Origin of the sequence: Pseudomonas sp. NPDC087615 (genome assembly GCF_044743445.1) — a bacterium.
Classification (GTDB): Bacteria; Pseudomonadota; Gammaproteobacteria; order Pseudomonadales; family Pseudomonadaceae; genus Aquipseudomonas; species Aquipseudomonas baetica_A.
Map to the genome: position 1 here is coordinate 80,388 of NZ_JBIUWM010000007.1, position 21,374 is coordinate 101,761.

The following is a 21,374-nucleotide window of genomic DNA, read 5'->3' on the forward strand; positions in this document are numbered from 1 at the left end:
TTCCATCTTCGGGCAAACTACCGACAAACGGCAGTTTCTCTTAACGACTCATTAATCGACAACTAATCAGTCACCTCCCTGTCACGCCCATGATAGCTAGCCTGCTTTATCCACACATAATGTCTCAGCACTTATTGGATCCACCAACTGTTAACTTACTGAGACAACAGCAATAGCGAGACATTCCCATTTACAACACTAACCCAATGAAATTGGTCATACTTTTCAAGCGCGCAAATGAGCAATTTACAGGTATAAAAACGCCCCGTTCCTGGCGGGGCGCTCTTTTGATATTAATGAATCAAACCACGCCGATAAAGTCACTCGCTGTCAGCGCAACATGCCCGACCAGATCGATCTGGAAGTCAGCACCATTGCCATTGTTGACATTGCCCTCCACATAAGTGTGATCAACACCGCTGACACTGACGTAGTGGTATTTCAATTGCGCCTGGTTGTTGAACTCACTGCCCGCGCCATTCCACTCACCGAGGAACGTGAAGCCCTGGTTTCCGCCAGATCCGCCGCCGGAGGTACGTGCATCTATTTGTGACAGGTCGATGTGATCCTCTCCCTGGGTAAAGTCGGTAATGACGTCTCGACTCAAGGTGGACGTCCCTGAATCGCCCGTAGAGGTGAACACAAACATGTCGTTACCGGTCCCGCCGGTCAACGTGTCACGGTTCGCGCCGCCCACCAGGGTGTCGTTACCACCACCGCCAACGAGCGTGTCGTTACCTCCAAGCCCCATCAGCACGTTGTTTGCGTTATCACCGATCAGGCTGTTGGAGCCGCTGCTGCCGATCACGTTTTCAATGCCGGTCAGGGTGTCATTGCCGGTTTGCGAACTGCTGGCCGTACCGCTGGCCAGATTAACCGTGGCTGCGGCCGAGGTTGCCGACAAGTCATAGGTGTCGACGCCGTCACCACCGTCATAGCTGTCGTTGCCGTCGTTGACCGAGGCCTGGAAGGTGTCGTTGCCAAGGCCACCGTACAGCGTGTCCTGCCCTTGCCCGCCGACCAGGATGTCGTTTGCGCTGCCACCGTCGATCCAGTCGTTACCGCCCTGACCTTGCAACAGGTTGGCGGCGCCATCACCCTGAATGTGATCGTTGCCGGAACTGCCGATGACGTTTTCGATACCCGTGAGGGTGTCGCTGCCGGTCTGGGTACTGGTTGACGTGCCAGCCTGCAAATCCACCGTGGCCGCCGCCGAAGTGGCCGACAGATCATAGGTGTCAGTGCCCGTGCCGCCGTCATAGTGGTCGTTGCCGTCGTTGACCGACGCCAGGATCGTGTCGTTGCCGGCGCCGCCGAAGATCGTGTCAGCGCCTGCCAGCCCGCTGAGACGGTTATTGCCACTGTTGCCGGTAATGATGTTGTCCAGTTCGTTACCGGTACCGTTGATATTGCCGGAGCCCAACAGCGTCAGGTTTTCAACGTTCGCACCCAAGGTGTAGCTGACAGAAGACATGACTGTGTCGTTGCCCTCATTGAGGCTCTCCTGCACCAAGTCACCATTGGAGTCGACCATGTAAGTGTCATTGCCGGCATTGCCACGCATGATGTCGCTGCCGCTACCGCCGTCCAGCAGATCCGCACCGAGCCCCCCGTTGAGCACATCGGTACCCGAGTAACCCAGCAGGATGTCCTGATAATTGGTGCCGTTCAGGACGTTGAAGCCGTTGTTACCTTCAATAAACCTCCCGACCGCCTCAGAGGGATCCGAGGTCAGTTGTTCCACCGTGCCGTTGTTGTCGGTGTAGGTGGTGACCACGCGCAGCTGCTGACCAAACTGCGCGGAAGTTGGCGCAAACGTCGACGCATTGGCGCCGGAGATGTTGAGCCACGCCGCGCCCACCAGCGCTTGCCATTGATAGGAGAAACCGCTTGGCCCGGGTAAGCCATCGGCATCCTGGATCGCCGAGGTGTTGGCGGTCAGCCGGTATTGAGCCGGCACTGGACGGCTCGGCGTGGTCGGCGCTGTCGCGAAACCGGACAGCGTCACATTACCGGTCGGCAACTGGTTGTTAACGTTGAGGTTGACCGTACGGTCGGCGAAACGCAGTTTTTCCACACCGATCACGATGTCGGTGCCATCGACATTAGCGGCACCGATGCGCAAGTCCACCACTTTGAACGCCGTGATCAGCTCACCACCGGGCCGGGTATCGGTGAATTTGCTGATGCTGTAGTCGGCAAAATTGCCGCTGAACAGCGCCGTGTCCGCTGTGCCGTCCGCCGTACCGGGCGCATCATGGTTGTCACCCAGAATGAAGCCAGGACGACTCGCCTGCAGACTGGTGAAGTGCTGGTCGAAACCCTGACTGGCGAGCAAGTGATTCAAGTCCGCAAGCTTGATCGAGTCGCCCACGATCACATCATTGCCAGCATTGCCCTGGATGACATCATCACCGCTACCGCCGATCAGCCAGTTCTCGGCGCCATCGCCGATCAGGCCCGCCAAAGGCGCGCCCGGGTTGCCGGTATTCGGACGACTGTCGCTGAAACGTGAGCCGATCAGCCCTTCAATGTCGGTCAGCAAAGCGTTGAATGGCTGGAACAGCACACCTGTGCCCGGCGCCGCCACGATGTTCTGATTGTTAAGATCAGCGGCCGCATCCAGAGCGATGTTCACATCGCTGAAGGCGACGATGTCGAACCCGATATCGCCAATGGCTTCGTCGCCATCCCCCTGACCGGGTGCACCACCAAGGCCCGGCAGCAGAATGTCATCGCCGGCCCCGCCGAATTCCTGGTCACCGGTGGAACCGCCGGAAATGATGTCGTCACCGTCATCGCCGAACAAAATGTCCGGACCGTCACCGCCATAGATTTCATCGTTACCGTCGCCACCATGCACCAGATCGGTATCACCACCGGCATCGATGTAGTCATCGCCGTCGCCGCCGTAAATCTCGTCGATCCCGGCCTCGCCATACAGGTGATCGTTACCGCCTCCGCCAATCACTATGTCAATCCCGCCGGCGCTGGTCCCGGCGTAAATGATGTCATCCCCTTCCCCGCCATCAAGGAAGTCTTCGATATCGCCGCCGTAGATGATGTCGTTACCGTCACCACCATAGATGTGGTCGGCACCGGCCTTGCCATCAAGGATGTCGTCACCGCCCTCGCCGTAGATCGTATCGTCGCCGTCACCGGCATCGATCCAGTCGTTGAAGTCAGTGCCGACCAGCACTTCGTGGGAGTTGTAGCCCACTGCCGCCGTGCCATCGGGGTTTTCGCCCTGATCGGGACGGTAGTCACGGATGTAGGTTTGAGCGGTGTGGGTTTCCGGATTGACCAGGCTCACCAGCAAACCGTTACCGCCGATCCCGCCACCACCGCCGGTGGAGTAGATACCGACCTGGTTGGCTGCGATCAGGGTGCCGTACTTGTGCTCGCTCTTGTACGACGTTGTCGTGGTGCCAGAGTCGGTGTAGCTCAACTCGATATAGCTGTCGGCATAGCCGAACACGTCCCCGGCCAAGTGCCTAGCATCGGTGGTGCGCTCAATGATGTCCTTGAACTGCTCGGTCACCACCTGCTCGTTCAAGTTGGTCATGGCCGGCAAGCCGAGGTCGAGGCGGTACAGGTAGTAGAACCGGTCACCGTCCATCAACCGCTCCATCTGATCCTCGAAGATGGCATTGAAGGTGGTGCCCAATTGTCCGAGGTACACATGTTTTTCCGCCAACCCGCCAATCCACAGGTCAATCGAGTTATAGCCGTCGTAACCCTCGACATGATTGCCGTTGGGATCCGCCGCACCGGAGAGGAAGTACGCCGCCTGCTCGGCGGTGACACTGCCACCGGCATAGTTGACCGTTTCGCCGGTCTGGTCGGCGTCGATGATGGCTTGGGCATGGGCCACGTCACCGTCGAAGGAGTACGCCGCAATGAAGTTCACCAGCGATTCGGGGTGAATCATGTTGTTGGCGAAATCGCTCCAACTGGTATAGGGCGTCAGGCTGTCAACGATCAGGTTGGTGTGATGTTGAGTGCCGGCGGGCGAGGCACGCTCGGCTATCAAAGCGTCATGGATTTGCTGACGTGCCTGGTTCAGGGTCGGTAACCCAAGGTCGCGTCCGCGTGCCAGGTTGATGGTCGCCAGATCCAGCGGCTGGCCGAGCAAGCCTTGTTGCAGGGCCGGCGTAACGAACTCATCGATCTCGTTGCTGATTTGCCGGGTCATGCCCAGCGCGATGGCGGTCGGGCCCACTTCGGCAAAACCACCGGGATTGAGGAACGCCTGCTCCAGCGCATAGTGAGTGATCGCGCCGGTCAGGTCGTAGCCACCACTGGCGTTCTTTTCCAGGGCATCGATGGTTTCGCGCAATTGCGAGTGACCGAAACGGAAAGCAGCCTGGCCGTACTCGAGTGAAATATTGGCGTTAATACCCGAGTCATAGCTGACGAACTCCGGCAGATCGGGTGTGATCAGTCGGGCGTACTGGTCGATCGCCACATGCTGATATTCCATCTCCACCGTCAATTTGGCCGCGTAGAACAGTTTGTCCTGATCCCACGACACGGTAACGCCATCGGCCAACGTGTAATTGCCGCTGGCGTCGCTGAAGAAACCGCCGCTGCCATTGCTGACCTGTACCTGCCAGTTGTGCCGCACATTGACGTCCGTCTGCGCCAGCACTTCGTTCTGCAGGTTGATCAGTTGCACATTGTGGTCTTCGTGGAAGACGTGGTGAATCGCGGTCAGGCCGAAGTTTTCGTTCACTCGGCCGTCACCGGCAATGTAGTGGTCGCCCACCGACTCCAGCAGCAGTTCGTTGGCCACCGCGTAATCGGCGCTGCCCGGCGCGGCACTGATGGTGAAATCGGCAAAGTTGACGAAGCTGAACAGATTCTTCGGCCCGGAATTGTCGTAGTTGAAGACCATGCCGTAGGGGTTGTTCGCATCGAAAGTGATGCTGGTGATGTGCGCATCCAGCGACATCAACTTGGCTTGGTCGATATGCACATCATCGAAGTGCGGGTTCATGTCCAGCAGGATGGCTTCGCGGGTATAAACCGCCTGCACGCCGGCCGTGTTGGGGTCGGCATCAAGCACATGGCCTTGGGCATCGCGCACGCGGAAGTTGGCGATGTCATCCCAGGTCAGGTCATCACGACCGGTTTCGGCTATGTGAGCACGCAGTTCGGTGAGCGTCGGCAGTGTCTGATGGGTGAGCACGCCATTGAGCGTCCAGGCGGCCTCATCACTCAACGTATTGCCATCGAACAATGCCGCACCGGCGATGTATTGGCCTGGGTGGTTGGGGTCTGCTACCCACTGGCGCAGCAACTGGGTCACCGAATCAGCAGAACCATACGTCTGGTTCTGATCGATGTAAGGCGAGTCGAGGTTGATGTATTGCGCCTCCCCCTGCCCGTCCACTTCCGCCACCGAGGCGCGGTGGACCTTGATCGAGTAAACCGGTTGTCCATCCGGGCCGATGGTGCCGTAGAGCGGATCATCCGGCGCCAGCGGAATGGTGATGGTCGCGTTCTGGTTGGGCTTGTTGATGAAGTCCAGCCCATGGTCGAAGAACTGCCCGAACAAAGTGAACCAGCCGGTGGTCGACGGGTCGCCCGACACGGTGTTCTGGTTGCGAATGAAGTACTGGCCGGAATCCGGAGCGCTGGTATCGACCTCACCGAGGGTGCCGATAATCCCGGGATCGGTGACGATCGCCACGCCACCGGCGGTGTGTTGAATATGGCCTGCGCCATCAGTGGCGAATGTGACGCCGCCGCTGACAATGGTCTGGCTGATCATCCGTGGCGTGTAGTCCACCACTGAAGCTGTCGGATCGCTATACAGTGAACTACTGTCAGACATGGGCGTGGCGCCTGCCGGAACGCCTGCGCCAGTCAATGCGGCGTTACTCAGATTCTGATGGACGTAGTGCGTGTAGTCCGAATGGGTCAGGCGGATGAAGTTCTGTTCGAAGCTCCCCCAACTCTGGCCGTCCTGGGTCAAGTTGTTGAAGTGGCCGGAGACGTCGCGCAGACCGATCGGATCGCGGGCGCCGTTGTACCAGGCCGTTTCACCGGGCGGAGTGTCCAGCGGATTGAAGCTGCCCAGCAGGCCAAGCACATGGACGTTGCCGTCCGAACCGTCATAGCCGTACAGCGGCTGGCCAGAGGCGTTGTAGCCGACGATATGAATGGTCGGAAAGGACACCTGCTGTTCAAGGAACGAAATATCGTTGGCATTGAGGGTAAAGCGCTTTAGCTGGTACATGGCAAACTCCGGATATCCGTTGGCTCGCAAAGTTTTTCAACCGACTTACCACGATCATCAGGAAATCGACGCGATGGCAAAAGATGCAAAAGTCCAATCAAAAACCGAGACTTTTGTCGCCGATGAGTCTGAGACTTTGGTCGAACCCAGACCTGTGTACAGAAGGCTCTGGCGCTGGCGTATCAAGCTGCGCGCCCGCCATCTGAGCCGCTCCACCCAGTTTGTGCTGGCCGCCGCACTGATCCTCGGGCTGACAATGTTTTTCGTCGGCAAACTGGTGAGTGAGCGCATAGAACGCGCCGCCGTACAAAGCGCGGCCGAGGCCGGCGCGCATTACATGGAAGCGTTTCTGGAGCCTTACGTGCAGGAGATGAGTCGCGATAACAACCTCTCGCCCGCCAGCGTCAAGTCCCTGGATCGCCTGATGGAGAGTCGCTCGCTGAAACGACACATCGTCTCGATAAAGATCTGGCGCGCGGATGGCACGGTGGTTTACAGCACCGACAAATCGATCACTAACCGCAAGTTCCCCATGGATGAAATTGCCGAAGCGCTCAAGGGCAACGTGGTCACCGACCTTGAGGATCTGTCTCAGGAAGAGAACGAATTCGAACGCAAGCTCAACGTACCGCTCTACGAAATCTATGCACCACTGCGCGAGTTCAACACACGCAAAATCATCGCAGTGGGCGAGTTCTACGAAAAAGCCGAAAGCCTGGAGCAGGAAATCAACCGCATACGTCAACAAGTATGGCTGGTCGTCGGCACTGCGACCCTGGCCATGCTGACGCTGTTGTTTTTCATCGTCCGGCGTGGCGACCAGATCATCCAGCGCCAACAGGTGGCGCTGCGCATGCGTCTGCTGGAACAAACCCGCCTGCGCGTCAGCAATGCGGCACTGCATCGCAAAATCAACACCGCGACCCAAGAGTTCTCCCGCATCAACGAATTGACCCTGCGCCGTATTGGCGCTGATCTGCACGACGGCCCGGCGCAGTTGCTGACCCTGATTCTGATCCGCCTGGATGACCTGGCCGAACACTGCACCACGCTTGATCAGGAGTCACTGGAAACCATTCGCGGCGCCGCCACCGATGCCCTGCGTGAGGTGCGCGATCTCTCCCGGGGCCTGGCCCTGCCGGAAATCAACGATTTGACTCTGACGCAAGAGCTACAACTGGTGGCCCAGCGACATGAGCAGCGCACCGGCAGCAAGGTGCAGTTGAACATCGCGCCACTACCCGACTCGGCGCCGCTTCCGGTAAAGCTGTGCGTCTACCGGTTTGTCCAGGAAACCCTGAACAATGCCTATCGTCATGCTCAGGGCAAGGGTCAGACGATCACCGCTAGCCTTCAACACGAGACACTGCTGATCACCGTCAAAGACGCTGGGCCAGGCATGGCCGCAGACGCGCTGGTCGTCGACGCCCACGACAGAAACCGGCTGGGACTGGCCGGTTTGCGTTATCGCGTGGAATCGCTGGGTGGCGTGTTCAGCATCAAGTCCGCCCCCGATGAAGGGACATCGGTCAGCGCACAACTCAAACTGTGATCAGGAGCCTCCGCGGGCATCCAGGTGCGCTGGCGCCGAGCCCATGTGCAACCGGCCGACAGCCTCGCGCTCCCAGTGGCGCCTGAGCGCCGTGACCGCTTCCACCCGATTGCGCGCGTGCAACTTCTGCATCACGCAGGTCATGTAGTACTTGACGGTTTTTTCGCTGATGAACAGCTTTGACGCTACCTCTTTATTGGTCAGGCCTTTGGAAACCTCGCGGATGATCTGCTCTTCCCGATGGGTGAGGTCGATCTTGCGCACTTCAACTTCATGCTTCTTGAAATTGCTCAGCAGCTTGTTGGCAAATTCTGGGGTGATAAAGGTGTCGCCCCTGGCAATCGAACGTATTGCCAGCACCAGATCCGGTCCGCTGACGCCCTTCAACACGTAACCGCGCGCGCCTGCCTCCAACGCCGAATAGGCGTCATCTTCCGATTCGGAAACTGTCAGCATCAGCACTTTCACTTCCGGCAGTTGCGTGGAAATAAATTTCACCGCCGCAAACACGTCGCCCGGCATGTTGACGTCCATCAACATCACGTCAGGCCTCATCCGCTGAGCGATATCGCGCGCCTCCTCGGCGCTGCCGCCCTGCTCCACGACTTGCAGATCTGTCCGCTTTCGCAGGGTATTGGCGACGCCCTCACGCAGCAGGGGATGATCATCGGCAATGCCGATGCGGATGAAAGGACTCATGACGCGCTCCTGAAAGGACCAAGCAGCCGGACACCCATTGATTAATAGCAGCTAACCCGCTCGGACGCCGGGCTGTGGACAGAGGCGGAGCGTGTCGCCAGCGCGAAAATCAGACTTAAGTCGAACGTTTTTTTACCGTCAACAAGCAATCTTCATTACAAGCGACTGAAAAATACGCGAGCAACTCGTTGTTTTGTAATGCACTCCAAACAGTCAAAAATATACCGCCAATGAAAAACCGGACCTGAAGGCAATCCGACCAACAGTCGTTCTCCTACGCTGAGGTACATGACGCCACGGCATTGGAACTTTCCCGATGGACAAGAAAAACCACCCGCGATCCGAGTTTGCCGACGTGTTTTTCCGGCTGCGCCGCACCTTTTTTTCGTTGGCCGGGTTCAGCGGCGTGATCAACGTCCTGATGCTCTCGCCCGCCATCTACATCCTGCAGGTGTATGACCGGGCACTGGTCAGCAGCAACGTCACCACACTGCTGATGCTGACGATTCTGATGATCGGCCTCTACACCCTGTTGGCGATGCTCGAAGTGGTGCGTACCCGCGTGATGATCCGGGTCGGCAACCGCCTCGACATGGCCCTCAACCGCCGGGTATTTACCGCCGCGTTCGAGCGCAACTTGCAGCGCGCCGGGGGCAACCCCGCTCAGGCACTTCAGGACTTGGCACAGGTTCGCCAGTTTCTGACCGGCAACGGCCTGTTCGCCTTTTTCGACGCACCGTGGACACCGATCTATCTGTTCGTCGCCTACCTGATTCACCCCTTGCTGGGCATCGTCACCCTGTGCGGTTCGCTGATTCTGGTAGCGCTGACCTGGCTCACCGAAATCGCCACAAAGAAGCCCTTGGCCGAGGCCAACATGGCGGCGCAGGTCTCAGGCACATTCGCCAACAACAACCTGCGCAACGCTGAAGTCATTGAGGCGATGGGCATGTTGCCGGCGATCACCGGTCGCTGGTTCGGCAGCCATCTGCGGATTCTGGAAATGCAGACCCTGGCCTCAGATCGGGCGGCCTACATCAGTGGCATTGGGCGTTTCGTGCGGATCACCTTGCAGTCGCTGATCCTGGGCACCGGCGCGTTGTTGGCCATCGAAGGCTCGATTACGCCGGGCATGATGATTGCCTGTTCGATACTCAGCGGCCGGGCGCTGGCGCCAGTGGAGCAACTGATCGGCGCCTGGAAGCAACTGCTGACCAGCCGTCGTGCCTGGTCGCGGCTCAAGAATCTGCTGCAGGAATTTCCAGCCCGCGCCGATGCGATGAAGTTGCAAAAACCGCTGGGCATGATCTCGGTCGAGCACTTGCATGCCGGCGCACCGGGCATGACTCAAGCGATCATTCGCGGGCCCAATTTCAACCTGTCGCCCGGTGAGTCACTCGGCATCATCGGCCCTTCCGCGTCGGGCAAATCGACACTGGCTCGTTTGCTGGTGGGCATCTGGCCGGCGCTCAGCGGCAAAGTGCGTCTGGACGGCGCCGACGTGTATCTGTGGAACAAGCAGGAACTCGGCCCGTGGATCGGCTACCTGCCCCAGGATGTGGAACTGTTCGAAGGCAGCATCGCCGACAACATCGCGCGCTTCGGCGAAGTCGACAGTGAGGCGGTGATCGTCGCGGCCCGGCGCGCCGGCGTCCACGACATGATCCTGCGCTTTGCTCACGGTTATGACACCACGCTGGACGTCGACGGCAACCCGTTGTCCGGGGGCCAGCGCCAGCGCATCGGCCTGGCCCGCGCACTGTATGGCGAGCCCTCGCTGATCGTGCTCGACGAGCCAAACGCCAACCTCGATGACGCCGGGGAAAAAGCCCTGATCGAGGTACTGGAAGATCTGAAACAGCGGCGCTGCACCACGGTGTTGATCAGCCACCGGCCGAGCATCCTCGGCACCGTCGACAAAGTTCTGATGCTGCGTGAAGGCAGCACCCAATTGTTCGGCCCCCGCGAAGAAGTGTTCGCCGCACTACGGCAAACCAGCGTGCTGCCGACCGTCGGTGCGCCAACCCTGTCAGCCGTGCGCGGGAGAGAGTAAATGGGTGCCTTGAGCGTTGACCCGCATGGCCAGGAACTGGTGCGTGCAATGGCCGAGATTGACGTCGACGACCGGCGCCCGGCGCGCTGGGGCGTGCTGTTGGTGATCGTCGGCTTTGGCAGTTTTTTACTCTGGTCGTGGCTGGCGCCGCTGGATGCCGGGATTGTCGCCACCGCCACGGTCAAGGTCACCAGCAACCGCAAGGCCATCCAGCATCAGACCGGCGGCACCATCGACGCGATTCTGGTGCGCGAAGGCGACAACGTCAGCAAGGACCAGGAACTGGTACGGCTGGACGCCACTCAGGCGCTTTCGGAACAAGGCGTGGTCAACGCACAGTTCATCGCCACCAAGACCATGGAAAACCGTCTGCAAGCTGAGCGCGACGGTTTGCCGGATGTGGTGTTCGACCCGCTGATGCTCAAACGCTACGCCGACAACGATCATCTGGCCGACGCAATTCGCCTGCAACGCCACCTGTTCGCCACACGCCGCGCCAGTCTGGCCGGTGAAATGGACATCCTGCGTGAGTCACTCAATTCCGCCGACGCGCAGGTCAAAGGATTGCAACGCGTCTACAACGCCCGCTCATCACAAATCGGTTTCCTCAATCAGGAACTGGTGGGCGTGCGCCAACTCGCCGCCGAAGGCTATGTGCCGCGCAATCGCATGCTGGAACTGGAGCGCACCGGTTCCGACCTGAACGCCTCCCAGGCCGATAACCTGAACAACATCGCCCGCGCTCGGGGCCAGGCCGCCGACATCAAGTTGCGCATCATTCAGCGCGAGTACGACTACCGCAAAGAAGTGCAGTCGCTGCTGGCCGATGTGCAGAAGGAGAACAGCGCCCTCACCGATCGCTTGCAAGCCTTGGATTATCAAGTGCGACACACGGTTATCCGCTCGCCCATCGACGGCGTGGTTCAGGGCCTGAACGTGTCGACGGTCGGCGGGGTGATTGCGTCAGGCTTCAAGATCATGGAAATCGTCCCCGCCCATGAGCCGTTGCAAATCGACGCGATGATTCCGGTGCAAGCCATCGACCGCATGAACTCGGGGCTGCCTGTGATGATTTCCTTTCCCGCGTTCAACCATGTGCAGACGCCCAACATACCGGGGAAGGTGCTGACCATTTCTGCCGACCGCTTGATGAGTGAAGACAACAAACAACCCTATTACCTGGCGCAGATCGAAGTGACTGAGGCCGGGATGGCCATGCTGGGCAGCAATCACATTCGTGCGGGCATGCCCGCCTCGGTGACCATCAAGACCGGCGAGCGCAATATGCTCAGCTACCTGTTGAAACCTCTGCTCGACCGCGTCAACAGCGCGTTCAAGGAGCAATGAAGTGAACAGCATTCGGCGGGTGATTGGCTTGACTGCGCTGCTAGGACTGGCGCAATCGGCAACGGCACTGGACCTGCGCGAGTCGTGGAATCTGATGCAGTTTCAGGGCCCGACCTTCCTGTCTGCCGGTCACGAAAGGGACGCTGCCCAGGAAAACCGTGCCATCGGCAAATCCGGCCTGCTGCCGAAAATCGGCATCACCGCGTTCGACAACCACATCAACGGCACGCAAAAACAGCCGGACTTTTACGGCAACAGCCACACCAACGATCTCAACTACGCCTCGCGCGGTGCCACCCTGCAACTGCGCCAGCCACTGTTCAACAAACAGAAAATGGCCGAGTACCGCCAGGGCCAGTATCAGGCCGACTATGGCAACGCGGTGTTCGACAGCAAGGCACAGGATTCGGCGGTGCGCTTGGCCGGGCGCTACTTTGACGTGCTGCTGGCCCATGAAACCGCCAAACTGGCCAACGCCAAACTCAGCGCACTGAATGAGCAAGTGGCTTCGACTCAGCGCAGACGGCAGTTGGGGGATGGCACCGTGACCGATGTCGATGACGCGGTGGCCAGACGCGATCTCGCTCAGGCCGAACTGATCGAGGCCGAGGACAGCCTGGTCGTCGCCAGACGCCAGTTGCAAGAGTACGTCGGTGAGGCACCCGACCAGATCGCCACGTTGCAGGAGACCTTTCCCACCCCGCCACTGCAGCCGAACAATCTGCAGGAGTGGATCATCCGCGCCGGCACCGACAACCCGTCGATCCGCGCCCGGCGCTTGAACGTCAACACCGCCGATGAAGAAGTGGCCAAAGCCAAGGCCGGTCACTGGCCAACCCTCGACCTGGTGCTGGGCTACACCGCCGCCGACAGCGAAACCCTGTCCACCCAGAATCAGCGCAACCGCTACACCTCGGCCGGGGTAGAACTCAACATTCCGCTGTACAGCGGTGGCTACGTCAGTGCCCGGGCCCGACAAAGCGTCGCCACGCGAGACCAGGCTGAAGAGGATCTGAATGCGACCCGCGAAGAAATCATCTCCGGCACAACCCGGGAATTTCGGGGTGTGCAAAGCGGTGAAGCGCGCATCCATGCATTGGAAAAAGCCGTCAGCTCCAGCGAGCGCTCGCTACTGTCGTCAAAGAAAGGCTTCCTGGCGGGCAGCAGCACCAACATCGACATTCTCAACGCCCAGGAACAGATATTCACCGCTCGTCGCGACCTGTTCGAAGCCAAGTTGCGCTACCTGCTGGCCAAACTGCGTCTGGCGGCTGACGTCGGCGCATTGGGCGACGACGACATCGAAAGCGCCAACGCCTACCTGGGGCCTCGGCTGTCGTTCTGAACAACCCACGCCAGCCCCCGCCGGCCTTTGTTTTCGGCTGGCCAACGATTAGGCGTGGCACCACTGTTTGAGCCAACACCTCGGCTATCGACTGCATGGCCGAAACGGTACGCCGTGACGAAAAGGTGTCAATCACTCCCCCGCACGTACCACACCGCGCTCCTCCAACAAGCGTACAAACATACTCAAACTGCGCGACACCGTGCCCCGTCGCCACACCAGCCAAGTGGTCAGGTAGCGAAAATCCGTCGCCAGCGGCCAGACACTGACCGTCGCGCTACCGGGCATGCTTTGCAGCATTTTGCGCGGCATCAGGGCCAGGCCGGCGCCGGCGCTGACGCAGGCGAGCATGCCGTGATAGGACTCCATCTCGAAGATCTTGCCGGGCACCGCCGCGTCGGTGCTGAACCATTTTTCGAAGTGATGGCGATAGGAGCAGTTGGATCGGAAGGCATAGATGTTCTCGCCATTCACATCCGCCGCGTGCTCGACCGGAGGGTGGTTGAGCGGCGCGATGATGACCATTTCTTCCTCAAACGCGGGCACACCTTCCAGCGCGGGATGCAGCACAGGGCCGTCGACAAAAGCGGCGGCGAGTCGACCGGACAGCACGCCTTCAATCATCGTCCCGGACGGGCCGGTGGACAGGTCCAGATCGACTTTCGGATGAAGCTGGTTGTAGGCCGCAAGCAGTTCGGGGATTCGTACGGCGGCGGTGCTTTCCAGTGAGCCCAAGGGGAAAGCGCCCTGCGGTTCCTCACCGGCGACGGTGGCCCGTGCCTCTTGAACCAAATCAAGAATGCGCCGCGCATATTCGAGAAAACTCCACCCGGCCGGTGACAGGCGCAAGCGGCTTTTCTCGCGAATGAACAGATCGACGCCCAAATCCTGCTCAAGCTGCTTGATCCGCGTGGTCAGGTTCGACGGCACGCGATGAATCTGCGCAGCGGCGGCGCTGATGCTGCCGTGTTCGGCAACGGCTTTGAAGATTTCCAGCTGCACCAGATCCACAGTCATTCTCCAATCGTGAAAGAAACGATCTTTATTATTCAGTTTCCAGAAAACAAACACCACCCTACTCTAGGCCCATCCACTGAACACGCAGGACAACGCCATGAGCCAGATTTCCAGCCAGACCCACGCCATCTCGATCAACCCCGCCACCGGCGAGCAGATCGGCCATTACGCCTTTGAATCCGCAGAAGCCCTCGACGCCGCACTGACCCGCGCCGCTTACGGCTTCGGCAAGTGGAAACGCAAGCCGCTGCAAGATCGCTCTCGCGCCCTGACCGCCCTGGCCGCTGCGCTGCGTGAAGGCGCCGAAGCCATGGCGACCATGATCACCCTGGAAATGGGCAAGCCTATCGCCCAGGCCCGCGGTGAAATTGAAAAATGCGCCAAGCTCTGCGAGTGGTACGCCGAACACGGCCCGGCCATGCTCGACGCTGAACCGACCCAGGTGGAAGGTGGCAAAGCGCGTATCGAATACCGCCCGCTCGGCCCGATCCTGGCGGTGATGCCATGGAACTTCCCGATCTGGCAAGTGCTGCGCGGCGCAGTACCGGCGCTGATCGCCGGCAACACTTATGTGCTCAAGCATGCGCCGAACGTAATGGGCAGCGCCTATCTGCTGCGCGACGCTTTCACCCGCGCCGGATTTGCCGACGGCGTGTTTGAAGTGATCAACGTCACCCCCGAAGGCGTTTCCACCGCCATCGCCGATCCACGCATTGCCGCCGTGACCCTGACCGGCAGCGTCCGCGCCGGTATGGCCATCGGTGCTCAGGCCGGGGCCGCATTGAAAAAATGCGTACTGGAACTGGGCGGCTCCGACCCGTTCATCGTGCTCAACGATGCGGATCTGGACGAAGCCGTACAAGCCGCCGTCATCGGTCGCTACCAGAACTCCGGCCAAGTCTGCGCCGCCGCCAAACGGCTGATCATCGAAGAAGGCGTAGTTGAAGAATTCACCCGCAAATTCGTCGAAGCCACACGCGCGTTGAAGGTGGGCGATCCGTTGGCGGCTGACACGTACATCGGCCCGATGGCGCGTTTCGATCTGCGCGACGAACTGGATCAACAAGTACGCGACACTCTCGAAGAAGGCGCGACGTTGCTGCTCGGCGGCGGCAAGTCTGAAGGTGTGGGCAATTATTACCAGCCCACCGTGCTGGCGGATGTCACCGACCGCATGACCTCGTTCAAACAGGAACTGTTCGGCCCGGTCGCCTCGATCATCACCGCCCGCGATTGTGCCCATGCCGTGGCGCTGGCGAACGACAGCGAGTTCGGCCTGACCGCAACGATCTACACCGCCAACGTGCAACTGGCCCAGCAACTGACCAGCGAACTGGACACCGGCGGCGTGTTCATCAACGGTTACTCCGCCAGCGATCCACGCGTGACCTTCGGCGGCGTGAAGAAGAGTGGTTTCGGTCGCGAACTGTCGCACTTTGGCGTGCGCGAGTTCTGCAATGCGCAGACCGTGTGGCTGGATCGCAAATAACCCGCACACCCGCTCCCAAACTGGACGTGTGGCGCAACCAGAAAATCGTCCATTACAGATCAAACCTGTGGGAGCGGGCTTGCTCGCGAAGAGGCCGGTAAAGCTAGCGTAATACGCTGCTATTACGCCGACTCGCGCACCAGCAACACCCGCGTCACTCGCCGTTCCTCAACAGCCTTGACGGTCATCTGCCAGCCTTCATATTCCAAACGATCACCAATCATCGGCAGCCGATCCAGCAAACTCATCACCAAACCGGCAACCGTCTGATAATCCTCGGTCGGTTCGGCACCGAAACCAGTGCGCTGGCGCACGCGCGCCAGGTTCAACGCACCACTGACGATGAAGCCACCCTGCTCTTCCACCACATCTGGCCCTTCGATTTCGCTGGCATCAGGCAGCTCGCCGGCAATCGACTCGAGAATGTCAGTCATGGTCAACACCCCCACAAAATCGCCGAATTCGTTGACCACAAAGGCAATGTGGGTCGAAGCGGCGCGCATCTGTTCCAGCGCATTGAGGATCGAATAGCTGTCGAGCAAGTTGATGGTCTTGCGCGCCAGGTGTTCCAGGTTCGGCTCAGTGCCGGCCAGGTACTCCTTGAGCAGTTCCTTCTTGTGCACGAAGCCCAGCGGCTCATCCACCACGCCGTCGCGGATCAGCGGCAGGCGCGAGTAGGACGAGTGCATCAACTTCGTGCGAATCGCATCGGCATCGTCGGCCAAATCAATGGTGTCAACGTCGGCGCGCACGGTCATCAGGCCACGGATCGGCCGTTCGGCCAATTGCAGCACGCCGCTGATCATCACCCGTTCACGTCGGTCGAACAACTCGGTGCCTGGCGCGTCGCCATCGTCCAGCAGGTCAGAAATTTCCTCACCGACCTCCTCCACCGCCAATTTGCGTCCACCCAGCAAACGCAACACTGCATGTGCGGTACGCTCACGCATCGGACGCAGCCCCTGCATCGAACGCTTGCGGCGAGCCCGTGCGATCTGGTTGAACACCTCGATCAGGATCGAGAAACCGATGGCGGCGTACAGATAGCCTTTCGGGATGTGGAAGCCCAGACCTTCGGCGGTCAAGGCAAAACCGATCATCATCAAGAAGCCCAGACACAGCATGATCACCGTCGGATGTGCGTTGACGAAGCGCGTCAGCGGCTTGCTCGCAACAATCATCAGGCCGATGGAAATGATCACCGCGATCATCATCACCGCCAGTTCATCGACCATGCCCACAGCGGTAATCACCGCATCAAGAGAGAACACGGCGTCGAGTACGACGATCTGCGCAACGATCGGCCAGAACAGCGCATAAGCAGTATTCGTCGAACGTTCGCCGACATGGCCTTCAAGACGCTCGTGCAATTCCATCGTTGCTTTGAACAACAGGAACACGCCACCGAACAGCATGATCAAGTCGCGGCCGGAGAAGCTCTTGTCAAACACCTCGAACAACGGCTGTGTGAGCGTGACCAGCCAGGAAATACTCGCCAGCAAGCCCAGGCGCATGATCAGCGCCAACGACAGGCCAATAATGCGTGCACGATCACGCTGATGCGGCGGCAGTTTGTCCGCAAGGATTGCGATGAACACCAGGTTGTCGATACCCAGCACCAGTTCCAGCACGATCAAAGTCAACAAGCCTAACCAGGCCGTGGGATCCGCTAACCATTCCATAAAACGTCTCTATCTCTCTTCAGTGAATTCAGGCTGCCGGACACGGCAAAGCGCAACGCGAAAGCTCAGTGGCTGCGTTATCAACGATAGTCGGGAGTCGGAAAACCGGATACTGCGAGTGCGTCAAGACCGCACCGTGGCGCGAGGGGAAGCTGTAACTGGGAGGTTCCGCGAGGGTGTTCATGTAAATCCTGCATGAAAAAAGGATTTGGAGCGTACAGCCTGGAGTCACTTTTCTTACAGCCTGAAATCATTTCAAAATCTGTATTTCTTGAAAAATACGTCGTTTCGAACGCCCTCATCGCTAGCAGGCTAGCGATGAGGGCCTCAATAACAACGAGTTAGCGCCCCGCAAACCGCAGGCGCGACAACTCACGCAAATCCCCTTCGACGTAATAATCGTTAGTCCAGCGGTCATCCACCGCCAACGGCCGCACCTGCTTCAATGCCAGTTTCTTCGCGAAATAACGAAACCGGTAATGTTCGTAGAATCGCAGCAACTCAAGTCCGTACCGATCCGCCAGATCGGTATCGCCGCGAATGATCAGATAGTTTTCGTCATTGCCGTTGCTGGCCGAAGCGCTGAGGTTGTGGCTGCCGCTGATGAGGGTCGGCGTGTCAGTGGTGAAGTCAGTCACCACCACTTTGGTGTGCACCAACAGATTACCCTTCTGGCCTTTCATGTTTTCGCGTAGCCAGCCCTCCAGACCGGTGTTGAGTAACGCCGTGGCAGCGAATTCGGCGCTACGATCGGCATGGAACCCGGTGATCCGGCTGGTAGTGTTTTGCAGGCCGAAGCGCAGGATGTCGTCATGGGGTTGGCCAAGCAACGCATTGAGGATCGCGTCAGGCAAAGCGAATGCGGTGACGAACAACACGTCCTTCTTCGCCGCTTCGATGATCTGGACGAACTCGCGCAAATCCGCACCGCCCGTGCGCGGCGAGAAACCGGTGAACAGCGGCTGCGCGGCGTCCATCGGGTTGTGTTCGGTGATCCACGCTCGGGTCGCGCCGACATCTGCCGGTGTCGCCCAGACTTCCTCGAAGGTTTGCAGATAGCGGGTGCTGACCGCCACCTCATCGAGCACATGCACAACGTTGGCCTGACGATAAATACCGTTAGCCGTGAAATTGGTGCTGCCGCACAGCACTGCCTGCGGCTGGCGTTGGCCCGTGGCATCCACATGGCTGAGGACGATGAATTTATTGTGAAAGATGTTGTGAGTGACCCTCCCACGTTTACTGGTCGCTGGCAGCTTCGCCAGGCTCGCTTCGTTGAGCGTGGTGTCGTCGTCATCGGGGCGGGCGTGATACAGCACTCGCACCCGCACGCCCCGTTCGAACGCAGCGTTCACGGCGTCGACGATGGCTTGCAGTTGGTATTCGTAAATCGCGATGTCCAACGCCCACTCACCATCGGTGGCGCGCGCGATAAACCCCAGCAAGCGCCCGAGCAAGCCGTTTTCCAGCCATTGGCGTGCCGCATCGGGCCAGGCTTCGATGGGCATGTTCTTGTTGGCGCTGAGTTGCGCGTCGAGGTCGGGAAACTTGCGCTGGAAGGCCTGACTGGCGGCCACGGCGCGGTTGAAGATCACACGCTGGTTGGCCGGATGACCGTCGTCTGAAGTGATGGTCAACTCCAGCGATTCGCCCAGTTGCGGCGCATCCGGCGTGCCGTAGGCCAAGTGAACGCGATAGTGAATCGTCATCCCCGGATTGACCGCGTAATCGGCCCAGCGGAATTTTTGCAGCGGAGCCTTATCGCTGGGGGTGGCGTGAAACTGCGGGAACGTGTGGGCTTTGCCGGGGAAGGTCAGGCTGTTGAAGAGAAACAGCCAAGGCTTGTCGCCCTGCTGCTTTTCGATGGAAAACCCGAGCAGGCCTTGGCGACGTGACTCGGCGAGGTCCATTGCCAGCAGCACGCCGTTGGTGCCGGCGTAAGCCTTGACGCGAAAATCGTCCTCAGGGTTCTTGACCAGCATTCGCATCGCTCACTCCTTGTGATTGGGCTGGGGTGGAGCATAGAGCAGTGGTTCGAATCGTGTCGGCAGATCCGAAACCGAGTGGATACCATCGCGGGCAAGCCCGGCTCCCAAAGGTCCCGCGGCGGTCACAAAACCTGTGGGAGCCGGAATTGCCCGCGACATGGCCCTGTCAGCCGCTGCAGGTTTCAGAGGTCATCGATGTGCCGATACTCCGCCCCCAGCGCCCCCGCCAGATCCTTCGCCCGGCCCAACCGAATCGGCCCACGCTCGATATCAATCAACAGCCCCGGGCACCCGAGCGCCGACAACCCCGACCACGCCTTCAAACGCCCATCCGTCACCACCAGCAAATGCTGTTGCTCGACAGGAAAGCGCTTGCGCCGCACCGTCAGCCACTGCTGCGCCTGCGTCAACGCCGCGAGCAACGGCGTCCCGCCCCCCGCGCCCAACCCATCCAGCCAGACACGCAAACCGCTTGAGGCCTTCAGCCCTTGTACCTGCCATTTCGGCACCGCACCACTGGCGGTCAGCAACGCCAGCCGCGTGCGCTGGCGATAGGCGTCGTCAAACAGTTGCGCGAGCAGGCCCTTGGCATCGCTCAGTGCGTTATGACGGCGCGTCGAGGCCGAGGCGTCGACGATCACTAGCCACAATTCTTGGGGCGAGCGGGTGCGCAGTTGAAACAGCAGATCTTCATGCCGTTGCGGACGACCATTGAGCAACGTGCCCGGCCAGTTGACCGAGCCACTGCGAGCCGCATGACGTTTACCCTGGCGTCCGTTGTCGAGCTGTCCGGCGCGGGGTCTGGCATTCGCCCCCGCGTCGGATCGGGGGCGAATGCCTACATCTTTTTTGGCCAGCTCGGCACTTCGCGACGGCTGCCGGTGGCGAGCGCTGGAGCCGGCATGTCGCCCCACTGGCCCTGCCCTTCGTCCGGTTTGGCCTGCGCGTTTGACGGCGATTGCGCGGGTTGTTGCTGAGGACTCGACGGGGCTTGTTCACGACGACGGTGGCGCAAGGCAAATTCCGCCACCGCGTCGATGTCCTCCTCGGCGATGGCCGTGGCGCCGCGCCATGCGGCATGGGCCCGGGCCGCGCGCAACCACACAAGGTCGGCACGCAGACCATCGACGCCAGCGGCAAAGCAGCGCTCGGTGATTTGCGCCAGTGCCGCATCATCCAGAGGAATGCCGGCCAAGGTACTGCGGGCAGTTTCACAGCGATCGCGAAGGGTTTGCTGCGCGGTTTCCCACAGCGCGCAGAACGCGTGTGGGTCGCTGTCGAAATCCAGTCGTCGACGGATGATCTGACCGCGCTCGGTCGGTGCGGTGTGGCCGCTGAGGGCAACGTTCAAGCCGAAGCGGTCGAGCAGTTGCGGGCGCAACTCGCCCTCCTCCGGGTTCATGGTGCCTATCAGGACGAACTTCGCCGAATGCCGATGGGAGATGCCGTCGCGCTCGATCAGGTTGGTGCCACTGGCAGCTACGTCGAGCAGCAGATCCACCAAATGATCGGGCAAAAGGTTCACTTCATCGACGTACAGCACGCCACCGTCAGCCTTGGCCAGCACCCCGGGGGAAAACTGTGCGCGGCCATCGCTCAGGGCCGCGTCGAGATCAAGGGTACCGACCAGACGTTCTTCGGTGGCGCCCAGCGGAAGCGTGACGAACTGGCCGCTGGCGAGCAGATCCGCAAGGCCACGGGCCAGGGTGGACTTGGCCATGCCGCGTGGGCCTTCGATCAGCACACCACCGATTTTCGGGTCGATGGCGGTGAGGCACAGGGCGAGTTTCAAGTCATCGGCGCCGACCACGGCGGAGAGTGGGAAATGTGGGGTGTCGATCATTATCAGTACTCGGTCATGGTCGGTGAAATGCTTTCAAACTGTGGGAGCAGGCTTGCTTGCGAAGGCGGTGTGTCATTCAACGCATTGGGTGTCTGATACAACGCTTTCGCGAGCA

General features: G+C 59.8%; 12 protein-coding genes. 5 read left to right on the forward strand and 7 right to left on the reverse strand.

The features are described from left to right. Positions 1 to 301: 301 nt before the first annotated feature. Entirely contained in the window at positions 302 to 6,244 is a 5,943-nt protein-coding gene (locus tag ACIOU6_RS05925; RefSeq protein ID WP_401134598.1) for a peroxidase family protein, read from the reverse strand. A 73-nt stretch (positions 6,245 to 6,317) separates the two neighbouring features. On the opposite strand from ACIOU6_RS05925, the gene ACIOU6_RS05930 reads away from it, so the two are divergent. Beyond that, entirely contained in the window at positions 6,318 to 7,796 is a 1,479-nt protein-coding gene (locus tag ACIOU6_RS05930; protein WP_221732721.1) for a sensor histidine kinase, read from the forward strand. On the opposite strand, the gene ACIOU6_RS05935 is transcribed toward ACIOU6_RS05930, so the two are convergent. After that, a complete protein-coding gene (locus tag ACIOU6_RS05935; RefSeq protein ID WP_401134601.1) occupies positions 7,797 to 8,495 on the reverse strand; it encodes a response regulator in 699 nt (232 codons plus the stop codon). 316 nt (positions 8,496 to 8,811) lie between these two features. Here ACIOU6_RS05935 and ACIOU6_RS05940 point away from each other — a divergent pair, with 316 nt between their 5' ends. From ACIOU6_RS05940 to ACIOU6_RS05950, 3 genes are read left to right on the forward strand one after another with little or no spacing between them, the layout of a single operon-like run. Further along, on the forward strand, positions 8,812 to 10,548 hold the full coding sequence (locus ACIOU6_RS05940; RefSeq protein WP_401134603.1) for a type I secretion system permease/ATPase: 1,737 nt from the start codon (positions 8,812 to 8,814) through the stop codon (positions 10,546 to 10,548). Then, complete coding sequence (locus tag ACIOU6_RS05945; RefSeq protein WP_221732724.1) at positions 10,549 to 11,895, forward strand: HlyD family type I secretion periplasmic adaptor subunit; 1,347 nt, start codon at positions 10,549 to 10,551, stop codon at positions 11,893 to 11,895. It abuts the gene before it with no gap. 10 nt (positions 11,896 to 11,905) lie between these two features. Next, a complete protein-coding gene (locus ACIOU6_RS05950) occupies positions 11,906 to 13,240 on the forward strand; it encodes a TolC family outer membrane protein (protein ID WP_401134699.1) in 1,335 nt (444 codons plus the stop codon). A gap of 132 nt (positions 13,241 to 13,372) precedes the next feature. Here ACIOU6_RS05950 and ACIOU6_RS05955 read toward each other — a convergent pair whose 3' ends face one another. Beyond that, a complete protein-coding gene (locus ACIOU6_RS05955) occupies positions 13,373 to 14,251 on the reverse strand; it encodes a LysR substrate-binding domain-containing protein (RefSeq protein WP_401134702.1) in 879 nt (292 codons plus the stop codon). Between the two features lie 103 nt (positions 14,252 to 14,354). On the opposite strand from ACIOU6_RS05955, the gene ACIOU6_RS05960 reads away from it, so the two are divergent. Then, complete coding sequence (locus ACIOU6_RS05960; RefSeq protein WP_401134606.1) at positions 14,355 to 15,746, forward strand: aldehyde dehydrogenase family protein; 1,392 nt, start codon at positions 14,355 to 14,357, stop codon at positions 15,744 to 15,746. 122 nt (positions 15,747 to 15,868) lie between these two features. Here the strand turns inward: ACIOU6_RS05960 and ACIOU6_RS05965 are convergent, their stop codons facing one another. From ACIOU6_RS05965 to ACIOU6_RS05980, 4 genes are all read right to left on the reverse strand, one after another. After that, positions 15,869 to 17,428: a TerC family protein gene (locus ACIOU6_RS05965; protein ID WP_221732726.1), complete on the reverse strand. Its 1,560-nt coding sequence runs from the start codon at positions 17,426 to 17,428 to the stop codon at positions 15,869 to 15,871. 341 nt (positions 17,429 to 17,769) lie between these two features. Further along, positions 17,770 to 19,416: a phospholipase D-like domain-containing protein gene (locus tag ACIOU6_RS05970; RefSeq protein WP_401134609.1), complete on the reverse strand. Its 1,647-nt coding sequence runs from the start codon at positions 19,414 to 19,416 to the stop codon at positions 17,770 to 17,772. Between the two features lie 182 nt (positions 19,417 to 19,598). Beyond that, positions 19,599 to 20,330: a VWA domain-containing protein gene (locus tag ACIOU6_RS05975; RefSeq protein WP_401134611.1), complete on the reverse strand. Its 732-nt coding sequence runs from the start codon at positions 20,328 to 20,330 to the stop codon at positions 19,599 to 19,601. Then, positions 20,255 to 21,259, reverse strand: a complete 1,005-nt coding sequence (locus ACIOU6_RS05980) for an ATP-binding protein (protein WP_401134613.1) — start codon at positions 21,257 to 21,259, stop codon at positions 20,255 to 20,257. The genes ACIOU6_RS05975 and ACIOU6_RS05980 overlap by 76 nt, the downstream gene beginning before the upstream one ends. Between the last annotated feature and the right edge of the window lie 115 nt (positions 21,260 to 21,374).